The sequence below is a fragment of the Blautia sp. Marseille-P3087 genome (assembly GCF_900120195.1).
Taxonomy (GTDB): domain Bacteria; phylum Bacillota; class Clostridia; order Lachnospirales; family Lachnospiraceae; genus Blautia_A.
In genome coordinates, this window is record NZ_LT635539.1 from 1039869 (window position 1) to 1063018 (window position 23150).

33 protein-coding genes are annotated in these 23150 nt (G+C 42.6%); 5 read left to right on the forward strand and 28 right to left on the reverse strand.

Going from position 1 to position 23150, the window contains the following annotated elements:
- Positions 1-21 precede the first annotated feature (21 nt).
- The 17 genes from BQ7344_RS04960 to BQ7344_RS05025 form a co-directional block, all read right to left on the reverse strand.
- Complete coding sequence (locus tag BQ7344_RS04960) at positions 22-336, reverse strand: hypothetical protein (RefSeq protein WP_072521675.1); 315 nt, start codon at positions 334-336, stop codon at positions 22-24.
- A complete protein-coding gene (locus tag BQ7344_RS04965; RefSeq protein WP_072521676.1) occupies positions 329-670 on the reverse strand; it encodes a hypothetical protein in 342 nt (113 codons plus the stop codon). Before BQ7344_RS04965 ends, BQ7344_RS04960 begins: the two co-directional genes overlap by 8 nt.
- Positions 648-845: a hypothetical protein gene (locus BQ7344_RS04970; RefSeq protein WP_072521677.1), complete on the reverse strand. Its 198-nt coding sequence runs from the start codon at positions 843-845 to the stop codon at positions 648-650. The genes BQ7344_RS04965 and BQ7344_RS04970 overlap by 23 nt, the downstream gene beginning before the upstream one ends.
- The gene (locus tag BQ7344_RS04975; RefSeq protein ID WP_072521678.1) at positions 826-1314 is read right to left on the reverse strand and encodes a helix-turn-helix domain-containing protein; all 489 of its coding nucleotides are present in this window, start codon (positions 1312-1314) and stop codon (positions 826-828) included. Before BQ7344_RS04975 ends, BQ7344_RS04970 begins: the two co-directional genes overlap by 20 nt.
- Positions 1315-1472: 158 nt before the next feature.
- The gene (locus BQ7344_RS16150) at positions 1473-1640 is read right to left on the reverse strand and encodes a hypothetical protein (RefSeq protein WP_159431357.1); all 168 of its coding nucleotides are present in this window, start codon (positions 1638-1640) and stop codon (positions 1473-1475) included.
- Between the two features lie 14 nt (positions 1641-1654).
- Positions 1655-1939 carry a hypothetical protein gene (locus BQ7344_RS04980; protein WP_235816045.1) on the reverse strand — a complete coding sequence of 95 codons (285 nt, stop codon included), beginning with the start codon at positions 1937-1939 and terminating at the stop codon, positions 1655-1657.
- Between the two features lie 135 nt (positions 1940-2074).
- On the reverse strand, positions 2075-2452 hold the full coding sequence (locus BQ7344_RS16275) for a hypothetical protein (protein ID WP_200793034.1): 378 nt from the start codon (positions 2450-2452) through the stop codon (positions 2075-2077).
- Positions 2421-2687 (reverse strand): hypothetical protein, encoded by a 267-nt coding sequence (locus BQ7344_RS04990; RefSeq protein WP_072521681.1) that lies wholly within the window; start codon positions 2685-2687, stop codon positions 2421-2423. Before BQ7344_RS04990 ends, BQ7344_RS16275 begins: the two co-directional genes overlap by 32 nt.
- Positions 2684-4579: a ParB/RepB/Spo0J family partition protein gene (locus BQ7344_RS04995; RefSeq protein ID WP_072521682.1), complete on the reverse strand. Its 1896-nt coding sequence runs from the start codon at positions 4577-4579 to the stop codon at positions 2684-2686. Before BQ7344_RS04995 ends, BQ7344_RS04990 begins: the two co-directional genes overlap by 4 nt.
- The gene (locus BQ7344_RS05000; protein ID WP_072521683.1) at positions 4566-5348 is read right to left on the reverse strand and encodes a ParA family protein; all 783 of its coding nucleotides are present in this window, start codon (positions 5346-5348) and stop codon (positions 4566-4568) included. Before BQ7344_RS05000 ends, BQ7344_RS04995 begins: the two co-directional genes overlap by 14 nt.
- A gap of 152 nt (positions 5349-5500) precedes the next feature.
- Positions 5501-6019, reverse strand: coding sequence for a hypothetical protein (locus BQ7344_RS05005; RefSeq protein WP_072521684.1), 519 nt, complete (start codon positions 6017-6019; stop codon positions 5501-5503).
- Positions 6020-6022: 3 nt separating this feature from the next.
- Positions 6023-6805: a rolling circle replication-associated protein gene (locus BQ7344_RS05010; RefSeq protein WP_072521685.1), complete on the reverse strand. Its 783-nt coding sequence runs from the start codon at positions 6803-6805 to the stop codon at positions 6023-6025.
- 174 nt (positions 6806-6979) lie between these two features.
- A complete protein-coding gene (locus BQ7344_RS05015) occupies positions 6980-7177 on the reverse strand; it encodes a hypothetical protein (protein WP_072521686.1) in 198 nt (65 codons plus the stop codon).
- Positions 7161-7316: a hypothetical protein gene (locus BQ7344_RS16155; RefSeq protein ID WP_159431358.1), complete on the reverse strand. Its 156-nt coding sequence runs from the start codon at positions 7314-7316 to the stop codon at positions 7161-7163. Before BQ7344_RS16155 ends, BQ7344_RS05015 begins: the two co-directional genes overlap by 17 nt.
- Positions 7313-7549: a helix-turn-helix domain-containing protein gene (locus BQ7344_RS05020; RefSeq protein ID WP_330392812.1), complete on the reverse strand. Its 237-nt coding sequence runs from the start codon at positions 7547-7549 to the stop codon at positions 7313-7315. Before BQ7344_RS05020 ends, BQ7344_RS16155 begins: the two co-directional genes overlap by 4 nt.
- 198 nt (positions 7550-7747) lie before the next feature.
- Complete coding sequence (locus BQ7344_RS16280; protein ID WP_195578213.1) at positions 7748-7909, reverse strand: hypothetical protein; 162 nt, start codon at positions 7907-7909, stop codon at positions 7748-7750.
- Positions 7910-8156: 247 nt separating this feature from the next.
- Positions 8157-8348, reverse strand: a complete 192-nt coding sequence (locus BQ7344_RS05025) for a hypothetical protein (protein ID WP_072521687.1) — start codon at positions 8346-8348, stop codon at positions 8157-8159.
- Between the two features lie 121 nt (positions 8349-8469).
- On the opposite strand from BQ7344_RS05025, the gene BQ7344_RS15950 reads away from it, so the two are divergent.
- Positions 8470-8994 (forward strand): hypothetical protein, encoded by a 525-nt coding sequence (locus tag BQ7344_RS15950; RefSeq protein ID WP_143143538.1) that lies wholly within the window; start codon positions 8470-8472, stop codon positions 8992-8994.
- 148 nt (positions 8995-9142) lie between these two features.
- Here BQ7344_RS15950 and BQ7344_RS05035 read toward each other — a convergent pair whose 3' ends face one another.
- On the reverse strand, positions 9143-9322 hold the full coding sequence (locus tag BQ7344_RS05035) for a hypothetical protein (protein ID WP_072521689.1): 180 nt from the start codon (positions 9320-9322) through the stop codon (positions 9143-9145).
- Between the two features lie 269 nt (positions 9323-9591).
- Positions 9592-9732 (reverse strand): hypothetical protein, encoded by a 141-nt coding sequence (locus BQ7344_RS16160; protein WP_159431359.1) that lies wholly within the window; start codon positions 9730-9732, stop codon positions 9592-9594.
- 134 nt (positions 9733-9866) lie between these two features.
- On the opposite strand from BQ7344_RS16160, the gene BQ7344_RS05040 reads away from it, so the two are divergent.
- Positions 9867-10088: a hypothetical protein gene (locus BQ7344_RS05040; RefSeq protein ID WP_072521690.1), complete on the forward strand. Its 222-nt coding sequence runs from the start codon at positions 9867-9869 to the stop codon at positions 10086-10088.
- Positions 10089-10090: 2 nt separating this feature from the next.
- Here BQ7344_RS05040 and BQ7344_RS05045 read toward each other — a convergent pair whose 3' ends face one another.
- Entirely contained in the window at positions 10091-10372 is a 282-nt protein-coding gene (locus BQ7344_RS05045) for a hypothetical protein (protein ID WP_072521691.1), read from the reverse strand.
- A 195-nt stretch (positions 10373-10567) separates the two neighbouring features.
- Between BQ7344_RS05045 and BQ7344_RS05050 the strand changes: the two genes are divergently transcribed.
- A complete protein-coding gene (locus tag BQ7344_RS05050; RefSeq protein WP_072521692.1) occupies positions 10568-10948 on the forward strand; it encodes a helix-turn-helix domain-containing protein in 381 nt (126 codons plus the stop codon).
- A gap of 341 nt (positions 10949-11289) precedes the next feature.
- Here BQ7344_RS05050 and BQ7344_RS05055 read toward each other — a convergent pair whose 3' ends face one another.
- Positions 11290-11487 carry a helix-turn-helix domain-containing protein gene (locus BQ7344_RS05055; RefSeq protein ID WP_072521693.1) on the reverse strand — a complete coding sequence of 66 codons (198 nt, stop codon included), beginning with the start codon at positions 11485-11487 and terminating at the stop codon, positions 11290-11292.
- 68 nt (positions 11488-11555) lie between these two features.
- Here BQ7344_RS05055 and BQ7344_RS05060 point away from each other — a divergent pair, with 68 nt between their 5' ends.
- Complete coding sequence (locus BQ7344_RS05060) at positions 11556-12212, forward strand: hypothetical protein (RefSeq protein WP_072521694.1); 657 nt, start codon at positions 11556-11558, stop codon at positions 12210-12212.
- A gap of 169 nt (positions 12213-12381) precedes the next feature.
- On the forward strand, positions 12382-13587 hold the full coding sequence (locus BQ7344_RS05065) for a tyrosine-type recombinase/integrase (RefSeq protein ID WP_072521695.1): 1206 nt from the start codon (positions 12382-12384) through the stop codon (positions 13585-13587).
- Positions 13588-13680: 93 nt separating this feature from the next.
- Here BQ7344_RS05065 and BQ7344_RS05070 read toward each other — a convergent pair whose 3' ends face one another.
- The 7 genes from BQ7344_RS05070 to BQ7344_RS05100 form a co-directional block, all read right to left on the reverse strand.
- Positions 13681-14769 (reverse strand): PucR family transcriptional regulator, encoded by a 1089-nt coding sequence (locus BQ7344_RS05070; protein WP_072521696.1) that lies wholly within the window; start codon positions 14767-14769, stop codon positions 13681-13683.
- A 141-nt stretch (positions 14770-14910) separates the two neighbouring features.
- Complete coding sequence (locus BQ7344_RS05075; RefSeq protein WP_072521697.1) at positions 14911-15774, reverse strand: YitT family protein; 864 nt, start codon at positions 15772-15774, stop codon at positions 14911-14913.
- Positions 15775-15870: 96 nt separating this feature from the next.
- Entirely contained in the window at positions 15871-16272 is a 402-nt protein-coding gene (locus BQ7344_RS05080) for a PqqD family protein (RefSeq protein ID WP_015542331.1), read from the reverse strand.
- The gene (locus tag BQ7344_RS05085; RefSeq protein WP_072521698.1) at positions 16251-18149 is read right to left on the reverse strand and encodes an OPT family oligopeptide transporter; all 1899 of its coding nucleotides are present in this window, start codon (positions 18147-18149) and stop codon (positions 16251-16253) included. Before BQ7344_RS05085 ends, BQ7344_RS05080 begins: the two co-directional genes overlap by 22 nt.
- Positions 18150-18295: 146 nt before the next feature.
- Positions 18296-20089: a cobaltochelatase CobT-related protein gene (locus BQ7344_RS05090; protein ID WP_072521699.1), complete on the reverse strand. Its 1794-nt coding sequence runs from the start codon at positions 20087-20089 to the stop codon at positions 18296-18298.
- Positions 20082-20999: an AAA family ATPase gene (locus tag BQ7344_RS05095; RefSeq protein ID WP_072521700.1), complete on the reverse strand. Its 918-nt coding sequence runs from the start codon at positions 20997-20999 to the stop codon at positions 20082-20084. The genes BQ7344_RS05090 and BQ7344_RS05095 overlap by 8 nt, the downstream gene beginning before the upstream one ends.
- Before the next feature lie 33 nt (positions 21000-21032).
- Positions 21033-23147 (reverse strand): glutamine synthetase III family protein, encoded by a 2115-nt coding sequence (locus BQ7344_RS05100; protein WP_072521701.1) that lies wholly within the window; start codon positions 23145-23147, stop codon positions 21033-21035.
- Between the last annotated feature and the right edge of the window lie 3 nt (positions 23148-23150).

The window sequence follows — 23150 nt, forward strand, 5'->3', positions numbered from 1 at the left end:
TCTATTCATATCTATTCTCACTTAAGGTCTGTGCATAAACGTGTCAAAATCCAGATTCTGTTCTCTGATTCTTCCCTTCTCTAACGGGTAGGTTTCGTTCATCATTGCTTTTACATCCTGTAGTTCTGCTATAAGAGCATCAATACTCTCTGTCCTTGAAAATGTCAAGATAACTTCTGCCTGAACCGGATCCCATTCATCTTCTACTGGAACTTTCTCGCCTATTTCATGTGGTGGCTGTGTAATGCAGCACAAAGCTCCGATGTTGTTGCTAAGAGCTCCCGTCATTCTGATATCGCCTGTTCCGAACTCCATTTTAGCTTTTCCTTTAATCATTCACTTCCACCTCGCTGTCTTCTGGCATTTGGAAAATGGTTTTCTCTTGAAGTTTCTTTTTCAGTTCATTGATAGCTACTTTTTCATAGTATGTGACTTTAATGCCGCCCATGCCCGCTGGCATCAGCCGAAGCATTTCATATTCTGCGTGGGCTTTCTGGAGCATATCCAGTACCTTTACAGCTTTTTGCTTGTTACTGTATTCTCCAAGCAGATAACTGCATCCAGTGATATATGATGTTATAACTGTTTTTACAAGTCCTTCTGCAATCTCAATGCCTGCCAAAGCATTAAGATTTGTCAATACTTCTTTATTCTGGCTTCTGATCAGCATCTTTCTTCCTCCTTGTCTTCTTTGGTTCCCACAGTTCGCATTTCAGGCATCTGGCTTTACTGACTACCAGCTGTCCGCGGATCATGGTTGCCTGTTTGCAGGTGGGTTTTGTGTATACTGCAAAGTTTCCGGTTCTTTTTGCATGTTTGCAGGTATCAAACTTTTCTTTTTCCACTTCTTCTTCCTCTCTTTCCCTTTTCGTATTTCGAACAGATTTCTTCCGGTTGTCCCATGTTCCGGGTGTGACCGGTCTTTGAGTAATAATCACATTCGTACGGCAGTTCTTTGTTGCGTGCCCGGTAGATACAAGTTTTACACTCCGTAACCTTCTTCTTGCGTGGTGTTCTCGGTGTTGGCGGGATATCCAGATTGTATTTCTTCTTCCATCTGGAAACCGTGGTGCTGATCACACCAAATGCCTGTGCTATTTCTTTTGCGGTCATTCCCTGCTGCAGGCACCGTTTCATCTTCTCTTCGTCGTATTTCCCAGTATCGTGGTTATAAGCCGGTTTCAGGTCATATCGCTTTAGCAAGCGGCGGATGGTTTCAAACGATGTATCTAGGCTGACCGCCATCTCTGTCTGCGTCATGCCCTGATCTATACATTTCTGCATAATTTCTTTTGTGATCGTGTCTTTGTACATAAGCTACCTCAGTCCTATTACACATGTGATCCAGAGCGTGCACCGCACGATTGTAGCCGCGATATCTTTTCGTCTTGCAGCTCCGCACGCGGCAAGGATTGCATATATAATTATCAACAGTAAGATAATTAGTTTTAGTGTCTCCAGTACTGTCGTTATCATCTCGTTCCGCTCCTTTCATCGTTCCGGAAGAACTGTTTCAGCATCACATCTTTCCAGTTCTTCCTGTGGTGATCACAGGTATCATCATCCTCTATCAGGATGCCTTTTCGGTCGCAGAGACCATCATCGTTATCCCTGCAGGTTTTACATGTTTTATTTTCCATTCTCTACCTCCTGACTATAAATAACTCTTTCCGAAGATCTCCCGGAACTGCTGCCGGGTATGTTCCTTTTCGAATTGTCTCTGTGCTGTTCTTTTCAGATACAGATCAGCTTCACGGTATCTGTGCACTGCTTCTGGTCCTTCACGGTGACATTCTGCACACAGATGTACTTTCATGCCATATTCTTCCGATTTTGTCCGGCTGCCAGTGCCGAAGAAGATATGATGATCTTCTATTCGTTGCCTGCTGCCGCAGAGATAACAGATACCGGGCTGATCTCCGGGAAGAATGCTTTTCATATGTTTCTTTCTTTTTTTCTTTGTTGTTGATTTCGGAAACAGCAAGCCTTCCTGATCCATTGTGTTTCCTTTCTTTGGGAGAGGTATACAGGTACCTCCCCCGGTGTGTTGTATATGGATTTTAGATTGCACCCGTTATTTTGATGTGTCCGATTCGGACACCTTTGCTCCTCTGCTGCATCCGTCAGTTTCTTTTAATGTTCCGTCCATCCCTATTCCTGACCTGCAATATGATAGATCTGTTACTGGGTGGGATGCCTTGTACTCGCACTCTTTACAGAGGACGATCTCCTGGTATTTGGTCATTATTTTACGCAGTTCGCTTTCTTCAAAATCGTTGATCTTATTGTACTGGTTCAGGATATTACAGAAATGTTGTCTCATCTCACATTCTTCCGCGCAGTAATCTTCCAGTTTCTCCTGATCTGTGATCTCTTTTGGCCTCTGACATATGTGATCGCAGATGTAACCCGCCATATTCTCAACAATTTCGTCCATTTTTGTTCTTCTCATTTCTTTTTTCTTTCTTCGGACACCACCGGGGAGCTGTTTTTATTGTTGGTCTGGTTTCTCGTTCATTTGTTCCAAAACATACAAAGCATCTTGCTTTGCTTCCGAAAGCTTTTGCTGGAAGTCTTTCGGAGACCGGATGCTCGCAGTAATATTCGCCCCGTCCGTACGAAGAATAAATTCCTCCTGATCTGTGATGCATTATCAGATACTCACATTCCGTACATTTAGTCTTCATTTCTGTACTCCTTTCAGAAACTCTACAAGTTCTGTTTCGCTATTCGGGTACTTGTTGTATTTTGAATGATACGTCCATTTCGGTATTCCATTATTTCTTTCCGGTTCAGGTCCGCCTACAAGATGCATGTAGTACGGTTCGTTCGGTGCCCACGGACTATTGTGAACCGGTTCCGGATCATATTCTTCTACGATCAGACGCGTGCCGTTTTCAAAATCATATTTGTAGTACCTCGCTCCGATATGTTCATCTGTGTACCACAGTCCCCATTCTTTATATTTTCTCAGCCATTCTTTTCGCTGATCATTATTTTTCATAACTGGCAATGGTGGCTGTATCGATATTTCAAAACTATCTGCTGATGCCATCTCGGTAATATCGCCGGCATGGTCAGACATTTTGTTATTCTCAACAATATGTTCCTCGATTTTGGTGGCTTCAACAAAATCGTCCTGCTGCAGATTGTCCGGTACTCCTGCTGCTGATTGATCTTCCGGATCATCAAATTCAGGAGAGAATGGATCGTACATGAATCTTGCCTGTTCAACCAGATATCTGTAACTTGTATTCAAAGTTCTTCCCTTGCATTCGAATTTTGCACCTGCTGACATTCCGCGGAATTCATAATTCATTACACTGCTTCCGCTCAGCGAACTAAACCCACAAGGAGCAAGTACTTTCTGTGCCATGACTGCTGATTCATGATTGTTTTTTGCCGGTCTGATTGCTCTCATCATACGGGCAAACTTATTAGGAAATTCATCATGAAACGTTGTGATTGCTTCTTTTATCGTCAGTTCTTCAGGTTCGTCCACTGCTGCCATTTTGACCGGTTTCTGTTTCTTTCCGTATTTCTCGATCAATTTCTTCGAGAAGTCTGTCCAGCTTATCAGTTCTTCCTGATCAGAGCCAGTATTGAAGATGATTCCTTCCTTGCTTCCCTGATAGTTCAGGTGTCCGTTTCGGACACGTACTGTTCCGTACAGGGCGCTGAGCATGTATGTAGTCATATTCAGGTCTGATTTCCTGACATAGGTCTCTATGTTCTTCCGTAAGGATTCGTAGAACCGGTCAATCTGGATATCTACCGGAATGACTGTGTTGACTTCTTCCGGTTTATGCGGATGCAGCACCTGCTCTATTGTTAATTGGCCAGGAATGTTTCTTTCCTGTTCCTGCTGTGCTTTCAGGAGTTTTGCATCGTTCAGAGCAAGCTGTCCGGCATTTTCTAACAGTTCGCAGGCTTGCGTCTGGTATTTCTCATTTAAGCCAGAAAGCTCTGCTGCCGTGGAAATATTCAGCTTGTTCTGCTTAAATGCGTTCATAAGGCTTTCAGACAGATTAGAGTTGATGCTGTGATACCTTCCGATCTGGGTAGACGAGACTCCTATCAGGTCAGATACAATCTCTCTTGTCTTGCCCTCAAGATCTGTTTTTTCGCGGAGTTCCTTGACCAGTTCTTCCATCTGCAGTGCTTCCGTCATTTTCTCCCAGTCGGATTTTTCACGGTAGGTATTGGACTGGATGATTATGATCTTCCGGATGATCTCGTCTTCTTCAGATGCTGTGCTCAGCTCGATCTTAGGCTTATACACGCACGGGATCTTCCGGAAGCGGTCCATCCCCTCCTCAATCAGCTCAAGACAGCATTTTCTTCTGGAATGTCCGGCCAAAATATAATCTTTGCCATCCCTTTCCTCGATCAGGAGTGGTTGCAGGATCCCCAGTGCCTTAATGGACTGTTTTAGCTTTTCGGTGTCTTCGGTGCTATAGAAGTTATCCTTTGACGGGATCAGATCTTCCGGATTACGGTATACCGTCTTCTGCTCTGGAATAGTCATTTCCTGTGAAGAACGTTCTGAGAGCATTCCCTTAAGGTCAAATTTCGCCATCCTGTGCACCTCCGATCATATCCAGATACTCAGTAACAAGTAACTCATAGTCTTCTGCTGCTGCCGATCGCGAGCTGTGGAGGGCAACCGGTGCACGCATGAAGGTGCTTCTTGCAACTACACCAGAGAAACGAATTATTGTTTTCATCGTCGGATAACGATCTCTGATGATCTCTGCTCCCTGGACGTGTGCCGGATTGCCTTTCTGATACTTGCTTATGAAGCAGCGTACGTTCTGCAAATCCGGATTCAGTTCTTCCTTAACTTCCTGAATCTGTTCTAGGAGCTCGTTCATGCCTTCCAGTGTGTTATCATCCACCTCAACCGGAATCAGCACATCATTAGCGGCTGTCAGTGCATTAATAACCGAAATGTTGATATCCGGAGCATTATCCACTACGCAAAAATCATACCTGTCTGCTACCTGCTGCAATGCCTTTCTTAATCTGTTCTGCTGCGGTCTCACGCGGTCCATGGTCACTTCCATGTTTGCGGTCAAGAGTCCGAGATTCGCCGTGATGATATCCAGTTCCTCATAATCTGTGTTGTGGATCAGACTCTGCATATCCGGATGCCGGTCTGTCATAATCCGATCAATGCCGTCCCCATCTGAGGTGCGGCGGTTTAATCCCCTGCTGCAGTCTCCCTGCTTGTCGTTATCCACCAGAAGCACCTTATATCCCCGTGTAGTAAGGATATAAGCGATGTTGATGCTTGATGTGGTCTTCGCCACACCGCCTTTTAAGTTGATAATTGCAATTGTTCTCATACATATTTCCCCTTTTTTCTTAGTTGTAGATACCGCGTCGTCTTCTTGCCGCTTTGTCAGCGCGAATCATCCACTCCGGTTTTCCTTCCTCTGGTTCGCTATCATACAATATTGCACCTCCTTCATCTCTGTAGTATCTATATCTCACTCCATTACGGACAGACATTCCCAGAAACTCCATTGTTGCCGGATTCTGGTCTGGTCTCAGGCTCCAGGCCTGTTCCGATAATTCTTTTGCATTCATCTTTCTTCATCATCTCCTGTAACCACATGGAACTATTGTGTTTTCCTGATATTGCTGATACTTTGTGTGGTTCTGAAAATTTATGGACGTTTCGGTATACCTGCTGCCATTCCTGTGCGTTTTTGATCAGATTCCCTTTTGCATCGCACCAACCATCCTCTACCATCTTTTCTAGCTTAGAAAGGTGGCTTGCTGCGTAAATATCCTGTGTATGCACGCAGACCTCGACCGGGAAGTTCATTCTGGATAACGCTTCATCTATGATCCGGAGTACAGTCTGGTGGTATGTGCCGGTATAATTGCCAAAATATTGCCTAGTCCATTCATCCCCGCTACGCAGAAACGTAGAGAGGACATATCCGCATTTTCTGTATGTTTTTCCCTGATATACACTGTCTGTTTCCAGATATACATCTACTTTCTGCATGCTTTATTCCTTCTTCTTGATTTTCACTAATGTGTAATGCCGGTACGCATAGCCGGTTACTGGGTTCTTCCCTGTCTCGATGCTTTCCGGATCCACGTAATAACCTTTTGGTGCTTTTGGCGGACGTGGTTTACCGTCGCGATCAACAAGGCTCCTTCTTTTAATTTCTTCTGTCTCAGGATCCTTGCGGATGAGGTTTCTGGACGGGTGGTATCTCTTAAGCTCTTCTGACTCCCACTTCTCCAGAGGTTTTGTGATATAGATGGCAAGCTGTCTGTATCCGCCTTCGCTGTAGAGTGTGCGGAAATTGACATGTCCGTGTCCCCACTGCTGTTCCCAAAGATCTGTAATTATCAGATCTGTAGCCGTTTTTTCATTGGCTTCACGGTTGATCAGGATGTGGATGTGTCGGCCACCTCTGGATCCGATTGCAAGACGGTATATGTATTTCAGGATCCATCCCTGTTTTTTATATTTTTCCCTGATCTTTCTCACCAGTTTACCGGCATGGTCCTTCATTTCTTCCCATGTGGGTTTATAATCTCTGGGATAAGTGAGGGTGATCCAGTAATCCCTTTCGCGGAAGTTCCACTTGATCAGCCTTCGAACATCACGTTCGCGTTTCCACTGGTTATGCTTCGCAATCTCTTCCGGAGTGGCTTTCCTTCTTTTCTGTCTGGTCTGTCCTCTTGCTCCATACTTTCCGGTATGCTTTTCTTCGATCTCTACTGTGTCCCCACAGTCCCATCTCTGTCTGATATATCCGCATAGTGTCTTATATCTCATATGCACCTCTGTCGTAACTCTAATACGCTTAATCGAGCCCCCAAGAGGTACTCGATACCTCCGTGGATCTCAAAAAAGGTCAAAAATATAGCAGGTGGTTTCTGCCTGCATCTTGACATTCAGGCGCTGTATGATATACTAACTATAGTTGTTATTTCATACAGCACCATTTAATTACCGAACCTTTACAGTTGCCGCTGTGGGGTTCTTTTTCTTTGTCTTCTTATCCTCCAGCCACAGGATTATTCCGCATACAATTCCCGCGATCGTAAAAATTCCGACCACGCATCCTGTTCTGGTATCCCACTGCCATATCGGGAGATTTCCTACAATAATCCCCGTGATCAAAGAAATGTTAAGTTCTCTCACCATCGTTTCTACCTCCTTCTATTGTGTAAGATCCTCCATAGTCTTCTTTCCGGAGTTCTGCTATCTCCGTGGCTCCTGATCGGGTGCCGTAGCAGGAGCCGATCGTTCCATCAGAGAATCTTATGATCCATATCTTTCTCATGCTGTTTCTCCTTGTGGTTCTGCTGGTTTCTGGGTTTCAATGAATCTTTCCAGATCGCTTCCCCGAATCTTTCTGGTCCCATTACCCTTTCCTAAAATCAGGTATGGAAGCTGTCCGGTATTCATTAACTCATAGACTGTAGATACATTGATGAGCAGAATTTGTGCTGCCTGCTTTGCCGTGTATAATGGTTTGTATGGTTCTACCATATCTCTCACCTCGCTTTTTGTCATATTTTGTCGTTCTTCTTTTCTTGCCACCGCGTCCTCTGATTGTTATCATTGAGGTGTAAGTAAGGTAAGTAGGAAAGGAGAAACGTTATGTTACGTATGGATATCTACATCAATGGTGAGCTTCTGGAGTTTCAAAAGCCTGTTGTTCTAACTCCATATCAGCTCTATCTTTTGTATTTGGGATTGCAGGGTAAGTAATTATCCTGCTTTCTTTTTGTCGTGCTCAAGGCTCTTTACCGCTTCCAGCATCATTCCAAACACGCGATCCTGACTTTTTTCATCCAGAAACGGTGCCATTTTGATGATGTTATCCAGTGTGTTGTCTGTGAGATTAATCTCTGGTACTTTTGTTGCTGTCATGGTGTCCACCTCTTTCCTGTTTTTTCGATTTCTGTCTATTCCAGTTGTGCATATTGTGTTTTATGTGATGTCCTCCTATACTGTAATTGCAGGCGCTGCCATGCCTAGCATTGTAAAAAAGGAGAAATGTGATATGTCACCTATCCCGCCGCCATTTCATAACGATTTTCCAAATGTAAACCCTGAAACATTACAAAAGCTCTCTCCTGAACATTAATTCTCAACACAATATTTGCTGGTATCTCTGCTATTTGTGCAATAATATCGTTGCTAAAATAGCCAGCAATATGCATATCTTTGCAATCGACGTTATCAGCAGGAGTGAATGCATATTATTAATTTCCTTGTGAATGCATTGCAACATTCCTGCTGCATAAGCTATAATTTCGTTTTTTTCTCCTTTGGTCATATTTTGATAATCTATATCTTCCAATTTCATTTAGTTCACCTCTTTCCTTTATTCTAAAAATGTAATTGGTTTCAATTGACTTCTGGTGTATTTTCACTTATCCTTTAAATGTAGTCTTGGAAAATTTCTCGATGCTCAAAGGAGGCTATCTATGAATTTATTGCTCTTCGTTCATATCCGTCACTTTATTACAAGGGCAAACATCACTCTTTTGCTTTCCATTATTGGCTCTCTTGGAACTTGTATTACCTTCTTATCTTCTTACAGAAATAAACGCAAAAACTTAAAAATTAAACTTTCCAATGCCGAATACAAAAAGGATCAAAAGCAACTATTATTAGATGTTTCTTTTGAAAATCGTTCACAACTTCCTATTGCCATAACTTCCGTAGATATATATTTAAACGGGCATCAAGTAACCGCCGAAAGTTATCCTTTGTGTGTAGAGGAATATGCTCACTATCACGGAAAAGAAGTTATTGACCGAAAATTCAAGTACAATCTTGATTTTCCTGTTTGTGTCCAGCCTCTATATGCAGTTGCCGGGCAAATGGTTCTTGATATTTCTCCAAAAGATTTTGAAAATCCGTCCACTCCTTTGACTTTTCAAGTTCATTCCACACGTGGGAAGGTACAGCAAATAGAATTGCCGTGTGGTCAGATAAAATATTCCTGATAGTTACATATCCTTCTATTGGTATCCTTTTGATCGGAGTTCTTAAATACATGCATTTCTCTTGCTGACTTTGAGTTTTCATTTCGGAGTCAGCTTTTTTATCGGACTTATGAATGCCTCTTCTAAAATTCGGCATCTCTTTCGCCTCCTATCCTGCTTTCTTTTCAATTGAAATTCCTTTCAAGAAATATTTGATTGCCATCTGCAAGTTCAAAAACATGCATATCACCAACACTATGTATAACGTATGTGTTAATGCTCCGATAAACATAATCAAAAATGATACTGTGCTTGAAACAGCACTTATCAGTGTTTCTTTTTGAATCATAATTTTAATCGTCTTTCTCACTCCTCTCTGTTATCTGTTCCGTGTTATAATGGTTTTTGCGGGTCACGAATCACCTCTGTGGAAGGAGGTGATAGTCATTAAGAAGAAATACGTTCATTCTGTCCAAGAGATGAAAGCTCTTGAGCGTAAGGGATATACTTTGTGGGCCATGGCTTACTTCGTAGACGGCGATGGCTCTGCCCTGTATATCATGGCTAAATAAATAGCCGGTAACTATTAATCACGTTCCAACGTGACCCGCGTTTTCCTCACCTCGTTTTCTGTTCCACAGTCTCTTTCATAGCGCTCATGCCTTCTGCTACTCCCAAAATTCTTTCCTGCTTAGTCTCTGGAAGTTTTGGAATAATCTGTGCGAGACGTGTCAAAATATCATTTTCTCTTTTTGTCATGACGTTCCCCTCTTTCTTATTTTTTTCGATTTCTGTCTATTTCGATTGTGCATATTGTGTTTTATGTGTTGCTCTCCTATACTGTATTTACAGGGTACTGGCATACCCGAGTATAGGCAGAAAGGAGCTTGCACATGTTAAGTACCGCCGCAATGTCTTTTATGAAGAACCTTGCCGATATATACAAACAGACCGGCGTCAATTCTTTCGCTTATCACGACTATATGGATTTTCCTGATTATTCCGTGATTATCGAAGAATTGATGAATGCAGGATATCTATTATGGAAGAACAACCATAAAGATGTCCTTGGCAACATAGTTATTAACTTTGATGCATTAAAGAAAGATAATTAACACTATTTTTTCGGTTCCAGCGGTTCTTTTTTCGGATTGGGCTGCTGGAACATATTTTTGATTTCTGTGCTTCTCCCCAGAAATTCCTCGATGCTCATTCCTTTTTCAAATGAAAATCCATTAACATCAATTTTCATATCCAAAGTTGGGCGAAGTTCTCCTTTTTCATCTAATGCCGAATATTTTAAATCTGATACGCCCTCACTAATGCATCTCCCATCCAAAAACACATATGTGCTTTTTCCTACTGCTGCAATTACTAATTTAGGTAATATTGTTTTCACTTCACTTTGCTCCTTTCTTAGGTTCATTGAGGTTATCTATTACCTCGCTTTCTATTGTGCTTTTTCTTAACTCAGTTTAATCATACAGCTTCTAAGTTGTTATGTCAATATGTTTTTTCACAACTCAGTTAATTTTTTTGATTGACTTTAGCTTGTGTATGATGTAATATATGAATCAGAAAAGAGGTGATTTAAATGAATGAGATAACCGGTAGAATCAGAGAAATTTTTAAAAATTCACATAAATCTCAAGCTGATTTAGCCAGATGCTTAGAAGTTACTCCCGCATATATATGGAAATTGTTAAACAAAGATGATGCAGTACCAAGCGAGCGTTTAATTAATGATATTTGTGAAAAATTTCATATAAGAAAAGAATGGCTACTAAACGGAACCGGTGATCCAGAGCAGCCGCTTGATCGTCAAGACGAAATCGCAAAACTTACGGCTGATTTATTTAAAGGTCAGAAAAATTCCTTTAAAGAAAGGCTGATACTTGCCCTTTCAAGACTAGATGAAAGTGAATGGGAAGTATTAGAAGAAATTGTAGAGGAAATTGTAAAAGAAAAGGACTGAGTTTCCTCAGTCCAGTAGATTCCTGATTATTTTGTAGATGAACGTAAGCGTTTCTTCATCTGTGATTTTATCAAGAAGTTTTATAATTTTTTCTTTCATATGTACGCACCTCCGTTCTGGGTTTTATCGAACGTATGTTTGTATTTAATATACACCAAACATTTGTTCGTTTCAAGTACTTTGAGCATTTTCTTCATTTTGTTCACTCCTTCGTATTGATTTGAGTTTTTGGTCTCACTATTTATACGGATGAGAAAAGAGAAAATCACTCTAACGGAGGCAATCGTCCGAGATCTCGGACACTTATTGGCTTTTGGTTGATTGGTTTGGTTTTGTTAAGGTTATTTGTATGGTGATTCATACAGATCTGATATTCTGGTGCGAAGTCCTTTTGCCAGCAGTTCCATTGTGTCCATGCGTGGCACGCTTCTTTCGTTCATGATATCAGATATTGTCGAGGCAGGAATCCCCGTCATTCTAGAGACCTGTCTGACAGATAGATTTCGTTTTGCCATTTCAATATCAAGTATAATCTTCATACAAATTATTATACGTAGCTCCAGTATTTCTATACTGGAAATAAAAACCATTCAGGAGGGTTAAGAAAATGAAAAGGAAATTAGTTGTATTAGTTATGTGTAGTTTAATGGCATTTGCCCCTGTTACAGCATCTGCTGCTGAATCTACTGTTGATAGTGATGCCAAAGAAGAACACTTTGAAGTAGATCTTAGCGCCGGCAATTACACTGCAGGGAAAGATATTCCTGCAGGAAAATATAATTTTACTGCCATATCTGGAAACGGCAATGTGTCATCCTCTAATTTATTTTCAGGAGGCTTGAATACAATAATGGGGTATCCTGTGAATGATAATTACACTGATGAAACTTACAATGGTGTATCTCTTGATAAAGGAATCGTCCTCTCTCTTTCTGGCAATGTGGTGATACATGCTGTTTCTGAAAATGCAGATACTACTAAAATTGAGGCTCGTGTTGTGCCAGATGATGCTCAGACAATAGATTTAAGTTCTGGTAATTACACTGCGGGTACAGATGTTCCTGTCGGTATTTACAATGTAATCGCCACTGGTAGTGCCGGAAATGTTTCCTCGGATAACGTATTTGATGGTGGAATAAATGAAATCATGGGGAATGATGGAAGTGATTATTCTATCAGTTCTTTCAGTAATTTGGTATTAGACGAAAATACCGTATTGTCAATTTCCGGAACTTCCGTTCAGCTCGTACCAGTTGGTGAATAAATAATTTTATAAATAAAATCGCCCCAGTGTTGGCGCACCAGGACGATTCTGATCTCCGAAGAGATACCGCATTTTGCAAGAATATTGTATCATCTTCGGAGCAGGCGCACAACCCAAACATTTGTGTGGCTGTTATTTTTGTACCCAAAATCAAAAGGAAGGTGATATTGTGGGAGAATTACGAACAAGAAAACGTGGAAAAAGCTGGGAATACAGCTTTGAAGGCGCGCGGATCAAGGGAAAACGCAAATCAATTTCCAAGGCAGGATTCCGGACGAAAGCAGAAGCGCTTGCTGCAGGTATTAAAGCAAAAGCCGAGTATGATCAGGCCGGTATTATATTCAAAGCATCGGAGATGTCTCTCTCTGATTATCTGGATTTCTGGCTGGATGGTAACGTCAAGACTAATATGACATACAACACATACGATGCTTATGCATCTGCCGTTAAGTTACATATTAAACCGGCATTAGGGAACTATAAGCTTTCTGCACTTTCTCCTGCTGCCATCCAGCAATGGATTGATTCGCTAAAAGCAAAAGGATTATCCGAGCAGAGCATTGCCAATTATCGTGGTGTGCTCTCCGGAGCATTGAAGTATGCAGTATATCCATGTCAGTATCTTCGCCAAAATCCCTGCTCTTACACTCGTGTCCCCAGTGTTCCGGTCACTCAGGATCAGCGAGAGCACAGGGAGTATGTATGCAGTAGTGAGGCATGGTCAGATATCGTCGACTATTTCAACGGTACCTGCTACTATCTGCCTCTTATGATCTGCTACCACACCGGTATGCGTATTGGAGAGTGTTTTGGGCTGGATCTGCAGCGTGATGTGGATTTCCGCCGGCACACAATTTCTGTCAATCGTCAGCTGCAGAAAGAGGACAAACAATGGATCTATAAGAATCCGAAATATGATTCTTTCCGGAAGCTAAAAATAGGTCCCACTCTCGAAGCATTGTTGAAGTCAGAGATTACCGTTATGAAAATGAATCGGTTAAGATATGGGGAATACTACACAAGAACTTATGTTGATAATTCTTTGCATCTGCACTGTGTTCCTGCAAATCAGGACGTTCCTCCAGACTACAGAGAAGTGTGGCCTCTGACAAAAGAGAATGGCGAAATGCTGACTACCGAAAGCATTAAGTACTGTACCAGAATTATCAAACACAAACTGGGGTATACCGCTTTTCATCCTCATAGTCTACGTCACACTCACGGAACGATCCTTGCAGAAAACGGAGCTTCCCCGAAGACCATTATGGAACGTCTCGGACACAAAAATATTAAAGTCACAATGGAACGTTATGTCTACAATACAGAAAAAATGCAGGATGAAGCTGTAGCACTTTTTGAGGCTGCCATAAAGTAAAATTGCCTACCATCTGAAAAAATGGTAGGCAAACGGTAGGCAAAACCGTATTTTTCACTTTAAGAAATGCCGGAAAGTCGCATAAATACTGGATTAATACTCTAAGGTTTCCATATACTTCATATATCTTACAACCATAAGTGCGATCTTGAAGGTGATCGCGTCTTCAAACACACGAAGATCCAGTCCTGTACTCTTCTGAAGCTTGTCCAGACGATAAACCAGTGTGTTTCTGTGTATATAAAGCTGTCTGGATGTCTCAGAAACATTCAGACTGTTCTCGAAGAACTTATCAATCGTGACAAGTGTCTCCTCGTCGAAATCATCCGGTGATTTATTCTCAAAGATTTCTTTGATAAACATTTTGCACAGCGGAATCGGCAGCTGATAGATCAGACGTCCGATACCAAGTGAGCTGTATGCAATGACATCCTTCTCACCAAAAAAGATCTTACCGACATCGAGTGCCATACGTGCTTCTTTATAAGAACGGGAAACTTCTTTCAGTTCGTTGACGATCGTACCATATGCAATATGTGTCTCTTCTGTCTGATTTAATCCAAGTGAATCAAGGATTGCATGTGCAAGCCTGTCCATCTCCGGATAGCCTTCACCTTCCTCGAGTTCTTTTACAATAATGATGCTCTTCTCATCTACTGCAGTAATAAAATCTTTGCTCTTACCGCCGAAAAAGCTCTTAACGCTTTCCATTGCACTGTGATCCTTCTCCTGCTGAAGTTCAAGAATCATAACTACACGACGGACATCCGCATCGATATGAAGTTTCTTCGCACGGTTATAAATATCAACCAGAAGCAGGTTATCAAGAAGAAGATTCTTGATAAAGCTGTCTTTGTCGAATCTTTCTTTATAGGCTACAATGAGGTTCTGAATCTGGAATGCAGCAAGTTTGCCAACCATGTAAGTATCCTCATCATCTCCATGCGCAACCAGCACATATTCCAGCTGATAATCATCGCAAACTTTAAAATACTGGAATCCCTTTACAAGCTGACTGTCTGCCTGGGATTCTACAAAAGCCTGTATATCTCCCGGCTGAATTGAAAAATCTGCAAACGTTGTTGCGAGTACCTTTCCCTCTGTGTCAATGATGCAAAATTCTGTTCTGGAAATTTCTTTAAGTCCTTCCAGCGTATTCTGAAGTACCTGATTTGATATCATCTGCTTACATCCCTTCTCGCTTACTGCGCGTTTTTCTCCTTTTTCCCCATAGGCTTGCTATACTAAATGTTATTTTAATACAAAATGACCAAAAATAAAAGACCAAAACTTAAATTTTTTACATTTTTTTGTGAATAATTCCTATTTTTCTATGAAACCTTCCCCATGAACCTCTCTTGCATCACCTACGATCACAAATGCATTCTCATCAATTTCGTCAATTTTTTCTTTTAAATGAACCAGCTCTTTCTTTCCGACTACGCAGAACAGCATCAGTTTATCCGTTCCGGAGTACATTCCCTTTGCTGAAATCCCTGTGATTCCACGATCAAGATCTTCCATGACCATCTTTGCCACTTCATCCGGCTTATCCGTAATAATGTAAACAGCTTTTGAGAATTTCAGTCCTTCAATAATTCCATCAGAAACTTTCGTCACAAGGAATACTGCAATAATTGCATACAGCGCACGCTCTACCCCAAATACATACATGCCGACTACAACTACTGCTCCATCTATAAACTGCATGATCTGCGCGATGGAATAATGATTCAGATATTTCTGGATGATAGCTGCCAGAAGATCCGTGCCCCCGGTCGTTCCGCCTCCGAGAAACACACATCCGATTCCGATCCCCTGCAGAAGTCCTCCATATAAGGCAACCAGAAGAAAATCGCCGGACAGCTTCCATGCCGGAAGGATTGCCAGCCAGATCGTCAGCGAAAGATCTCCCAGAAGTGCTTTTTTTACAAATTTGAAACCTTTTATTTTAGCGGCGAGAAGAAACAACGGAACGTTCAATACAAGGTTGGTGACCCAGAGCGGAATTCCATCTCCGTACAGCCCTTTTGTCCAGGCTTTGACAAGAATCGCAATACCGGAAAATCCTCCTGTAACCATTCCTGCTGCATCAAAACAGGATGTGATTGCAGTTGCCATAAGTCCGGTTCCGACAATGATCAGAATATATTCCAGATACCACACTTTTTTTCCAGCAATTTTCATAAGTACTCCTTTCTCTGTTGCTATATCTCAGTAAAGTAACCCTCAACCTAAAAGAACGGGATACAGCGAAATGCTGTTTCCCGTTCTTAGTGTGCCCTACTTGGAAGGCTTATTTGCAAATTTAATAAAATGATAGCTCTCAACAATCTCGAAATATTTGATAATTCTCGGATACAGAGGTTCGGCTGCTTCTCCGAATTCACTCTTCACCAGTGCTGCGATATCGGATACGGTACGCTTTCCATCGATCAGCGGCCAGATAAAAGTGCCCTGTGCGTCAAGATGGACTTTTGTGTACTGAGGTTTGTTGAATACCTTCTGTGCAATTTTATTGAACAGTCCCGTATTCTCCACATCCAGTATCACACGTCCTTTTATGTCCTTATGCCAGTGAAGTTCTTCGGATCTTACCGGAATTAGATCAAGATAATTGATATCCATATTTTGTTTTTTGCTTTTTTTATTCTGTTTTCTCATCAGGCTTTTTTCTTTTTCCATAAGGAGAATTTCAGCAGTGTCAGGATCATGATGATCATGAGAACAACACCACCGATGTTACCAAAGTTAACAACTCCGGATACATCCAGGCTGATACCTGCAACTGCAAGGATAGCAAGTGCGATACCTACAAGACCTTCGCCGGCGATCATACCTGCACAGTATAATGTACCGTCTGTAACCTGGTCGTTCTTTGTTTTTTCATCAACGTTCTTTCTGCCATCCATAAACATACGAACAACACCACCGATCATGATGGTTGCGTTCAGATAGATTGGAAGGTAAAGACCGATTGCAAAAGGCATTACCGGAATTCTTAAGATTTCCATACCAAGTGCAAGGAATACACCGATGAATACAAGTGCCCATGGAAGGTTTCCTCCCATGATACCCTCAACGATCATCTTCATAAGACCTGCCTGAGGAGCCGGAACTTCTGCTCCGCCATATCCCCATGCTGCATCCAGAAGATACAGAACACCACCGATTGCAAGACCGGAAGCAACAACACCGATCAGCTCACCGATCTGCTGTGTCTTAGGAGTTGCTCCAAGAAGGTATCCTGTCTTAAGGTCCTGAGAAGTATCACCAGCGATCGCTGCGATGACACAGATTACAGAACCGATTGCGATTGCTGCTTTCATACCATCGATTCCAGTCTGTCCGCTGCTCTTGATTACCATTGTGGAAATCAGAAGTGTAGCGATTGCCATACCTGAAACCGGGTTGTTGGAGCTACCGATCATACCTACCATACGGGAAGATACAGTTGCAAAGAAGAATCCGAAGATTACGATAAGAAGTGCTCCAAGCGGATTAACCGGAATAGCCGGCACTGCCCAGATAATAACTACCATTGCAACGATACCGATCAGAATGAAATTCATCGGAAGATCTCTGTCTGTTCTTGCAGTTCCTTTTACGGATCCGCCCTTCATGCTCTTCATGGAATCACGGAATGTGCTGATGATCAGTGGCATGGATTTGATCAGGGAAATGATACCACCTGTAGCGATGGCACCTGCTCCGATATATTTAACATATTTGCTCCAGATTGCTGCCGCACCGCCAGCCGCATACAGCTGTGAAATAGTCACACCCGGATCAGCCGGATACAGCCATGTGTCTGGTCCGAACAGGCAGATCATCGGAATGATAACAAGCCATCCGACAATGGAACCTACGAACATGAAAGATGCTACACGTGGTCCTACGATATAACCAACACCAAGAAGTGCCGGATATACTTCCATACCAATCTCACCCTTAAGGGATGTAAATGCTGCAGAAACGTCTGCCGGGATAACCTTCAGACCGTCAACAACAAATTTGAAGACTGCTGCAAGTCCCATACCGGAAAATACAGTAGAAGCGTTTGCGCCGCCCTCTTCACCTGCAAGAAGTACGTCTGCACATGCAGTTCCTTCCGGATAAAGAAGTGTCGCATGCTCTTTAACAATAAGAGCGTTACGAAGCGGTACCATGAAAAGTACACCAAGGACACCACCGCAAAGTGCGATCAGAGTGATCTCAACCAGACTCGGTTTATCACAGAGACCTTCTTCTGCCCATAAGAAAAGAGCAGGCATTGTAAAAATAGCACCTGCTGCAAGTGACTCACCGGCAGAACCGATTGTCTGCACCAGGTTGCTCTCCAGAATGGAGTTTTTCTTCATGATGACACGGATAACACCCATAGAAATAACTGCTGCCGGAATGGATGCGGAAACAGTCATACCGACACGAAGTCCGAGGTATGCGTTAGCTGCACCGAATACGATAGCAAGGATGACACCCATGAGCACAGATGTTACCGTCATTTCTGCGGTTACTTTTTCAGCAGGAATATACGGTTTGAACTCTTTGTTCTCGTTCATTGATTTCCTCTCCCTTGTTTTTTTGTTATGAACCTCTTATTATTATAACTGACTTTGTCAGTATTCGCAAGGACGATTTTATGAACTTTTTATACTTTTGTTCGTTTTATTTAACATTTTTTGGAAATATTGCGCATTTTTGTCTATCATTCATCAATCTCAAGCTGTTTTGTCAGATATTTCCCGACAATTCTCGAAAATTTCGTAATATCGCGGATATACGCAAAGTCTTTACCGAAAATCTTTTTCTCCGTATCCAGATCTTTTTCTTCCCCCGCAAAAACACCAAGAACGCTGACATCAAGATTTCGGAGACGCCGCACTTCCATCCCCGTGTCCATTACTGCTACTTTGCCACGATATGGCTGCGAATTTTTTGCATTCGGACGGTTTACGATCACATCATATGGTCTGCCATCACTTAAGATGATCATGATTTTCTTTTCTTCTTCCCGCTGGAGGAGATCATATCCGGCAGTCCGGATTGCAAGTCCGTCACGGTTATTGGAAGAAGTTACATAATTAAAGATGTTTTCATTTTCTGAACGCGGATCATCATATTTACGGAATCTGTGCAGTATCGTGTAATCCCAGAAAGTGCAGAAGCTCATCACTCTGTGCGGAATATCGACATTACTGAGGGCTTCGCTGATGATATAAGCCTGAATTGCCACTTCACCCTGACGGCTCATCTGCGAACCGCTTGCATCGATCAGCACATCCACAACAAAATCCGATGCATCTCCCTTCAGCTCCTGTTCAAAAATTCTTGCTTCTCTGCTTCGTCCCACCCTCCACAATCGAGACGGAACAACTTTTCCTCTGTCCGAAAAAACAGTCTGGCTCTCACTTCTGAGTACCAGTGATTTACGTAATGTCGCCGTCAGCTCTGATATATTCTGTTTCACAATCCTGTGCTTGTCATGATACAGCCAGATATTTTTGTTGCGGAGCCGTTTCGCATATTCATACTGATAATTTATTTTTGCAGGATTTTTCAGGATTCCCTCTGTGAAATACAGGCTGCAGTCACTGTGAATATCTCTGCACATCAGATAATTCATGCGTTTTTCTTCTGCTTCCGTCAGATACGTGATGCCATAGTTCAGTTCCACATATGTGTGTGCTTTTTCCTGCATCTCCGGTGTGACCACCGTTACCTTGCGTCTTTTCTCACGTTTTTCTTCCAATTCTTCGGTCACGGCAGCATTCTCAAGCCCGGCAACATTTGTTGTCAGCTTATCTACATATGTTTCCAGAGCTTCCTCATACATTTCCTCCGAAAGATAATCCTCCCAGGAAAATTCAGTCAGGTCTTCCAAGGTAACCGCAAGTACCTGTTCCAGAGTCCCATGAGCACGCTCAAAATTCGGATCGATCAGTGAATTATACAGCCGGTCAATGATCCGAATCAGTTCCATCGTATCCTTCGTATTTCCAGCTTCCCTCACCAGATCCATAAATGGCTGCATTTTCTGTTCGGTATGATACTCTCCTTCTGAAAGTCTGCGTCTTAGGACATTCACTTTAAGTCTGCCGGCAAGATCCGCCTGTGATGGCATCTTTTCGAATTCCTGATCCAGAATATCTTCAAAACACTGTCTCTGCATAGAGCGGATTCCCGGTCGTTCTTTACAGACTTTCTCACCGATTGCTTCCTCTATGCAAAGCTGTGCCACAAAAGTCAGCTCGTTTTCTCCTGCTTCCATAAATATCTTTTTGACAAGATAAAGCCCGAGCATATCCTTATCATAATATCTGGCAAGCGCTCCCTGTTTGATTCCATCATAGAGTGCAATTGCCTTTGATCTCAGAAAAAGTGACACGTCAGGCTTCATATCCAGTCCGTAATCACCGCTGACTGTCCACAAAAGATTTCGAATCCTGTTTTCCAGTTCCAGACGGTAATCATCAATTTCAACTGGTTCTGTATTATTCATAGACATCCTCTCTGGTCCATTCCAAAGGAATTCTGGTGTTTACGACATCTTCTACGATTTCTTTTTCAAAGATATCAAACGTTTTGTTGATCACTCCCATACGGATCGCTTTTGCCGGAGAAAGCCCCACTTCCACGATCTTCATTGCAGCAAGGAGTCCTCGAAGATCCAGTGCTTTCGTAGAGATTTCACTGTTTTGTGCTTTGAGCTGCAGATCAAGAAACACACCGATAAACTGATCGATTGCATGTTCTTTTGCCGTCGGAAACATCTGATGAAAAATAAACTGCAATGTCTCTTCTGTCTGTGCCGGCATATCAATTACCATAAATCTGGAAACCAGAGCTTCATTCAGCTCCTTTGTTCCGGCATATCCATAGTTCATCGTGCCGATAAAACGTGCCGCCGGATGCAGATCAATCTTATCATACCCGGGTACATCAATGGAACGGCGATGATCCAACGTTGCATGCAGTACTGAAACAGCATCATTCTTTGCCATATTGATCTCATCCAGCACTCCGAATCCGCCACATTCTGCACAACGATAAATACTTCCCTTACGAAGCTTAACCTGATCATCTTCAAAGGTATCGGTGCCGATCAGGTCACCGCTGTTTGTATTTACATGAAAAGATACATTATATGTCGGTCTGTTAAAAATATATGCCAGATTTTCTGCCAGAATATTTTTGCCGGTTGCCTTCGGACCTGCAAGAAGCAGATTCTGTCCCTGAAGCAGACCCGCAATCGCCATTTCCAGAATTTCTTTCCCATAAAAAGGGATGGCAGGCTTTGTGATCCTGCCTGCCGCTTCATCCGGAACCGGGTACATTTCCCGAAACTCCAGTACTTTTTTTATTAAACCGGAGGAGACATTCTGCTCCTCTAGAAATTTCAGTTCTTCCAATTCAATTCTCCCTGAAAATATAATCCCTTATTTTTAAACCTCAAAAATCAAATCTCCATAAGAAGGCATTGGCCACATGGACTTATCAACAAGCATTTCCAGCTCATCAACCGGAGTACGGAGTTCTGTCATTGCCTTGCAGACTATGTCTTTACAATATACTGCACGTTCTCTGCCTTCCGGAATCTTAGAAACTTTTGCAACAACATCTGAAAGATTCTTCATTGCACTGTTTGTCGTCTTCAGAAGTTCAGAACACTTTTTCAGAAGTTCGAGCTGCACGCTGACATCGATATCTCCGACTGCGCGGACAGTATTTACAGAGTCCGCAAGAACAGTTGTGTAACGGACAACAGCCGGAATGATCTGCTTCGTAGCAAGATCGATCATAGTCTTCGCTTCGATATTGACTGCTTTTGCATAGATTTCATACTGAATCTCTGCACGGGATTCCAGCTCAGTCTTTGTGAATACATGGAATTCTTCAAACAGTTTAACCGCCTTGTCTGTTGTTAGTGCCGGAATCGCATCCACCATAGACGGAAGATTCGGAAGGCCACGACGTTTTGCTTCTTCTGCCCATTCCGGTGCATAGCCGTTTCCATTAAAAACAATTCGCTGGTGATCAATTGCATATTCTTTGATCAGGTCATGAACTGCCATCTCGAAGTCATCTGCTTTTTCCAGACGGTCGCAGGCTTCTTTAAAAGCCTCGGCAGCGATCGTATTCAGTACGACATTACACTCAGAAATAGAATCTCTGGAACCGACCATACGGAATTCGAATTTGTTGCCGGTGAATGCAAACGGTGAAGTACGGTTACGGTCTGTCGCATCTTTCATGAAATCCGGAAGTGTCTTTACACCAGTCTCAAGAATCGTACCCTTTTTGCTGTGTGTCGCAGTTCCTGTGCTGATCAGCTGATCAAGAACATCCCCCAGCTGCTCACCGAGGAATACAGAAATAACAGCCGGCGGTGCTTCGTTACCACCAAGTCTCTGGTCGTTTCCTACATCTGCTGCGGACTCGCGAAGAAGATCTGCATGAGTATCTACAGCTTTCAGGATACAGGTCAGTACAAGGAGGAACTGAATATTTTCATGTGGTGTCTTTCCCGGATCCAGAAGATTGATTCCATCATCCGTTGTCAGAGACCAGTTGTTATGCTTACCGGAACCATTTACTCCTGCAAACGGTTTCTCGTGAAGCAGACAGCGCATACCATGACGACTTGCTACCTTCTTGAGAATACGCATCATGATCTGGTTGTGGTCTGCAGCGATATTTACCGGTGCATAGATCGGTGCCAGCTCATGCTGTGCCGGAGCAACTTCATTGTGCTGTGTCTTTGCCGTTACTCCCAGTTTCCAGCACTCTTCATTTACTTCTTTCATGTAGGCGGAAATTCTCTGACGGATCGTGCCAAGATAGTGGTCGTCCATCTCCTGTCCTTTCGGAGGCATTGCTCCAAAAAGAGTTCTGCCGGTATAGATCAGATCTTTTCTCTGAAGCCATTTTTCTTTATCTACAAGGAAGTATTCCTGTTCTGCACCTACAGACGGTGTTACTTTCTTAGATGTCGTATTTCCAAAAAGTCGGAGAAGTCGTAAAGACTGTGTATTAATAGCTTCCATAGAACGCAGAAGCGGTGTTTTCTGATCAAGTGCTTCTCCTGTATAAGAACAGAATGCGGTAGGAATGCAAAGCGTTCCGCCGGCCGCATCATGACGTACAAAAGCCGGTGACGTACAGTCCCACGCTGTATATCCTCTTGCCTCAAAAGTTGCTCGAAGCCCACCTGACGGGAATGAAGACGCATCGGATTCTCCCTTGATCAGTTCTTTACCTGAAAAGCTCATCAGAACCTTGCCGTTCTCTTTTGGTGCGGTGATAAACGCATCATGCTTTTCCGCAGTTACACCTGTCAGCGGCTGAAACCAGTGACTGTAATGAGTTGCACCCTTTTCAATTGCCCATTCTTTCATTTCATGAGCAACTACATCTGCCACTTCCAAAGAGAGTTCCTTTCCCTCTTCGATGGTTTTTTTCAGCTCTTTGTATACTTTTTTCGGAAGACGTTCTTCCATGACCGCGTCATTAAATACGTCACATCCGAAAATCTCTGTTACATTTACGTAATCTGACATTCT

What these genes read in the sequence shown, in the direction of transcription:
- BQ7344_RS05070 (WP_072521696.1), bottom strand. Translation starts at nt 14,769, where the DNA reads ATGATATCAAATCAGGTACTTCAGAATACGCTGGAAGGACTTAAAGAA.
- BQ7344_RS05050 (WP_072521692.1), top strand. Translation starts at nt 10,568, where the DNA reads ATGAATGAGATAACCGGTAGAATCAGAGAAATTTTTAAAAATTCACAT.
- BQ7344_RS16275 (WP_200793034.1), bottom strand. Translation starts at nt 2,452, where the DNA reads ATGAGAAGAACAAAAATGGACGAAATTGTTGAGAATATGGCGGGTTAC.
- BQ7344_RS04980 (WP_235816045.1), bottom strand. Translation starts at nt 1,939, where the DNA reads ATGAAAAGCATTCTTCCCGGAGATCAGCCCGGTATCTGTTATCTCTGC.
- BQ7344_RS05055 (WP_072521693.1), bottom strand. Translation starts at nt 11,487, where the DNA reads ATGAAGATTATACTTGATATTGAAATGGCAAAACGAAATCTATCTGTC.
- BQ7344_RS04975 (WP_072521678.1), bottom strand. Translation starts at nt 1,314, where the DNA reads ATGTACAAAGACACGATCACAAAAGAAATTATGCAGAAATGTATAGAT.
- BQ7344_RS05005 (WP_072521684.1), bottom strand. Translation starts at nt 6,019, where the DNA reads ATGCAGAAAGTAGATGTATATCTGGAAACAGACAGTGTATATCAGGGA.
- BQ7344_RS05015 (WP_072521686.1), bottom strand. Translation starts at nt 7,177, where the DNA reads ATGGTGAGAGAACTTAACATTTCTTTGATCACGGGGATTATTGTAGGA.
- BQ7344_RS04995 (WP_072521682.1), bottom strand. Translation starts at nt 4,579, where the DNA reads ATGGCGAAATTTGACCTTAAGGGAATGCTCTCAGAACGTTCTTCACAG.
- BQ7344_RS15950 (WP_143143538.1), top strand. Translation starts at nt 8,470, where the DNA reads ATGAATTTATTGCTCTTCGTTCATATCCGTCACTTTATTACAAGGGCA.
- BQ7344_RS16150 (WP_159431357.1), bottom strand. Translation starts at nt 1,640, where the DNA reads ATGGAAAATAAAACATGTAAAACCTGCAGGGATAACGATGATGGTCTC.
- BQ7344_RS04990 (WP_072521681.1), bottom strand. Translation starts at nt 2,687, where the DNA reads ATGAAGACTAAATGTACGGAATGTGAGTATCTGATAATGCATCACAGA.
- BQ7344_RS04960 (WP_072521675.1), bottom strand. Translation starts at nt 336, where the DNA reads ATGATTAAAGGAAAAGCTAAAATGGAGTTCGGAACAGGCGATATCAGA.
- BQ7344_RS05075 (WP_072521697.1), bottom strand. Translation starts at nt 15,774, where the DNA reads ATGAAAATTGCTGGAAAAAAAGTGTGGTATCTGGAATATATTCTGATC.
- BQ7344_RS05000 (WP_072521683.1), bottom strand. Translation starts at nt 5,348, where the DNA reads ATGAGAACAATTGCAATTATCAACTTAAAAGGCGGTGTGGCGAAGACC.
- BQ7344_RS16160 (WP_159431359.1), bottom strand. Translation starts at nt 9,732, where the DNA reads ATGACAAAAAGAGAAAATGATATTTTGACACGTCTCGCACAGATTATT.
- BQ7344_RS16280 (WP_195578213.1), bottom strand. Translation starts at nt 7,909, where the DNA reads ATGACAGCAACAAAAGTACCAGAGATTAATCTCACAGACAACACACTG.
- BQ7344_RS05020 (WP_330392812.1), bottom strand. Translation starts at nt 7,549, where the DNA reads ATGACAAAAAGCGAGGTGAGAGATATGGTAGAACCATACAAACCATTA.
- BQ7344_RS05010 (WP_072521685.1), bottom strand. Translation starts at nt 6,805, where the DNA reads ATGAGATATAAGACACTATGCGGATATATCAGACAGAGATGGGACTGT.
- BQ7344_RS05085 (WP_072521698.1), bottom strand. Translation starts at nt 18,149, where the DNA reads ATGAACGAGAACAAAGAGTTCAAACCGTATATTCCTGCTGAAAAAGTA.
- BQ7344_RS16155 (WP_159431358.1), bottom strand. Translation starts at nt 7,316, where the DNA reads ATGAGAAAGATATGGATCATAAGATTCTCTGATGGAACGATCGGCTCC.
- BQ7344_RS05025 (WP_072521687.1), bottom strand. Translation starts at nt 8,348, where the DNA reads ATGAAATTGGAAGATATAGATTATCAAAATATGACCAAAGGAGAAAAA.
- BQ7344_RS05040 (WP_072521690.1), top strand. Translation starts at nt 9,867, where the DNA reads ATGTTAAGTACCGCCGCAATGTCTTTTATGAAGAACCTTGCCGATATA.
- BQ7344_RS05060 (WP_072521694.1), top strand. Translation starts at nt 11,556, where the DNA reads ATGAAAAGGAAATTAGTTGTATTAGTTATGTGTAGTTTAATGGCATTT.
- BQ7344_RS05035 (WP_072521689.1), bottom strand. Translation starts at nt 9,322, where the DNA reads ATGATTCAAAAAGAAACACTGATAAGTGCTGTTTCAAGCACAGTATCA.
- BQ7344_RS05080 (WP_015542331.1), bottom strand. Translation starts at nt 16,272, where the DNA reads ATGGAAAAAGAAAAAAGCCTGATGAGAAAACAGAATAAAAAAAGCAAA.
- BQ7344_RS05100 (WP_072521701.1), bottom strand. Translation starts at nt 23,147, where the DNA reads ATGTCAGATTACGTAAATGTAACAGAGATTTTCGGATGTGACGTATTT.
- BQ7344_RS04965 (WP_072521676.1), bottom strand. Translation starts at nt 670, where the DNA reads ATGCTGATCAGAAGCCAGAATAAAGAAGTATTGACAAATCTTAATGCT.
- BQ7344_RS05090 (WP_072521699.1), bottom strand. Translation starts at nt 20,089, where the DNA reads ATGAATAATACAGAACCAGTTGAAATTGATGATTACCGTCTGGAACTG.